The organism is uncultured Gimesia sp. (genome assembly GCF_937910335.1).
Classification (GTDB): domain Bacteria; phylum Planctomycetota; class Planctomycetia; order Planctomycetales; family Planctomycetaceae; genus Gimesia.
The window spans coordinates 1-2,773 of the sequence record NZ_CALEMX010000611.1 but is presented as its reverse complement, the minus strand read 5'-3'; the positions used below and the strand labels follow the sequence as shown (position 1 = coordinate 2,773).

The 2,773-nt window shown below is 43.9% G+C and carries 3 protein-coding genes; 1 reads left to right on the top strand and 2 read right to left on the bottom strand.

The features are described from left to right. On the bottom strand, positions 1 to 1,042 hold a 1,042-nt coding region (locus tag Q0668_RS24990; RefSeq protein ID WP_298869281.1), incomplete at its 3' end, for a sulfatase-like hydrolase/transferase. Between the two features lie 111 nt (positions 1,043 to 1,153). Between Q0668_RS24990 and Q0668_RS24985 the strand changes: the two genes are divergently transcribed. Beyond that, positions 1,154 to 2,113, top strand: a complete 960-nt coding sequence (locus Q0668_RS24985) for an endo alpha-1,4 polygalactosaminidase (RefSeq protein ID WP_298869280.1) — start codon at positions 1,154 to 1,156, stop codon at positions 2,111 to 2,113. Between the two features lie 6 nt (positions 2,114 to 2,119). Here Q0668_RS24985 and Q0668_RS24980 read toward each other — a convergent pair. After that, on the bottom strand, positions 2,120 to 2,773 hold a 654-nt coding region (locus tag Q0668_RS24980; protein WP_298869279.1), incomplete at its 5' end, for a phosphoadenylyl-sulfate reductase.

The following is a 2,773-nucleotide window of genomic DNA, read 5'->3' as shown; positions in this document are numbered from 1 at the left end:
TATCGGAACCTCCGCCGCCTCCATTGTCAGAGAAGAAAACGACGATCGTATTATCTGCTATTTTGTATTGATCAAGCAGATCCACTACATTGCCGATAGCGGCGTCCATACAAGTAATGGATGCAACATATTCCAGTCGACGTTTGCTGGCTGAAACGACCTGTGTAATGACAGGACCTTTTGGTTTCTCACGAAATTCGTACCGCCCCGCCTTTTTCCGTGTGATGAGGTTATCCTTTAAATGTGGATACATTTTTTTATACTTTGCAGGAGCCTGGGCACCACCTCGAATACGGGGATCAAGGCTTGAAGCACCATGCGGCGCGTTAAAGGGCAAATAAAGAAAAAATGGTTTCTGATGATTCTCTTTTAAAAAGCGGACCGCTTCGCGCTGAAACAGATCGGTGCAATAAGTGCCTTTATCTTGTTCAGTCGCTTGATTATTACGAAACATGGAAGGCACGCCGTATCGTTCATGCGTAAAATAATCGATACCCGTATTAGTGAATCCATAGAAGTCATCAAAGCCTCGGGCCAGAGGTAGAAAGCGTTTATGAATGCCTAAATCCCACTTTCCATAGATCCCACTGACATAACCCGCTTGCTTCAACAATCGGGGCAGTAACTTTTCACGAACATCCATACCACCAATTCGCTCGAAACTCGCTTCGTATTCTGCAGGTTTGTATTGATAGCCATAATCGGGCGCTTCATTCCGAATCATGTCATAGACACCATTTCGCTGCGGATAACGTCCCGTCAGCAAACTTCCACGACTGGGAGTGCAGGCAGGCCAGGTTACATAAAAGTTGGTCAGTTTAGCGCCTTCTTTAGCCAATCGGTCCAAGTGAGGCGTAATCACTTCCTGACTTCCGAAACAACCCAGATCCTTGTACCCCTGGTCATCACTGACGATCACAATAATATTGGGAGGTGCCTCTGCCGCTGTCAAACAGAGTGTTGGCATCAGCCAGGATATCAACACCAGACACATGATGTTGAAAGTTTGATGACTGCCTTTTTTGAACTGATTCAGATACATGGCTTGTCTTCTCAAATTAAAATGGAATATACCTTAAGTACGACTACCTGATGATTTAGAATAACAAAAGCATCTAAGAAAACACAATTCACTTATTGGGGAATCGACTGCATGTTACGCTATTTCAATCTCTTCATTTATATCATCTTCGGTCTGTTTCTCATTCAAGACACGCAACTCCATAGCGCTGAAGATGTTGCTTTTGTACCATCTGATTTTCAACTTTATTACGGCGGAGATAACACTAAACTTGACAAGCTGCAGAATCGGATGCGAAGAGGCCAGGTTGTTGTCATTGAATTACGAGGACTTGATCAAAAGCAAGTTTCTTTGTTAGTAAAAAAAGCACATCAGACCGGTGCCAAAATCATTGCCTATATCAGCATTGGAGAACTGGGCCAGTTGGAAAAAGATAACTTTGAAGCATTTCTTAAACAACGCAATAATGCGCCTGCTTTAGCAAAGATGGTCCTGAGCAAAAATGAGACTTTTCAATCCTGGCACATTGATGTCAGCGAAAAAGCATGGCAAGATTTCCTTTTTCAAAGAATCAACCTGATCTACAAGCAGAACGTTGATGGGCTGTTTTTAGACACAATTGATTCCATTGATCTTTATATTAATGAGCAGAAATGGCCGGTTCCTCGCAGAGCCAAAAGTGTCAGTGCCATGATCAATCTGATTCGAAAAATCAAAGCTCATTCACCAGATAAATTCATCATGCAAAACCGCGGGTTGAATCTAATTGGAAAATCAGTATTTGTAGGAGACGCGACTGGTATCTTCATTCCAGGTCTGAATCTGGCAAAAGCACATCCGCATAACCCGGATGGCCTGCTTTGGGAAACGGCTTATGCTCATACAGGTGCGTGGATTGAAGGCAAAGAACGAGAGATGATTCAGATTCAAAAAAATGGATTCACATCGGTATTCACACTGGGATATTCCGACACGAAAGCAAATCGAAAACAATTCTTTGAGAAAAGTCGGGATGCGGGATTTATTCCCGCGTGGGCCAGCTCTTCAAAGAAGTTACATAATGAGTTGACGCAGGGTATCACAGCAAAGTGAGAATGGCTAAATCATAAAGTCCGTTTCGCGTCCGAGAATACGATCTACCACATGCTGTGATAATTCGATGGCAGGTGCTTTTTTTCCGGAAACATCTGTCGGATTGATCCCACAATACTGTGACCAGGGACCTAAGTGACGCCAACGTCCCGCTCGATTCGGTTCGCTTTCCATGACAGGTGTCGTACAACGATTGCAGCCAATTGTAGGGAAACCCTGTTTGTGAAGCGGATTCGTGATGACCTGATTGTCCTTGAGGTAATCCTGAAACTCTTCCTTAGAGAGACTGGCCAGAATATTCACTCGCAGACAGTTCATCGCCGGGTCAATCGCGAGAATAGGCACGTTGGCGCGTTGTCCTCCATCGGCACGACGTAGACTGCCAATCAGTGCATCATATTGATCAGCAACCTGTAACAGAGGTTGTGTCTTTCGCAAATCACAGCACTGTTCCTGACCTTCCACTGAAAGATATAATACTCCCAATTCTTCTGTTTGTTGCGATATTGTCTTTTCAGGATTCAATGTGACAATATTCAAGCCGTATTCTTTGATCAATCGGTCCCGTGTCTCCAATGTTTCCTGATATAAAACGCCGGTATCAACAAACAGAATAGGGATGTCAACTTTCATCTGACTCATCATGTGCCCTACAACGCA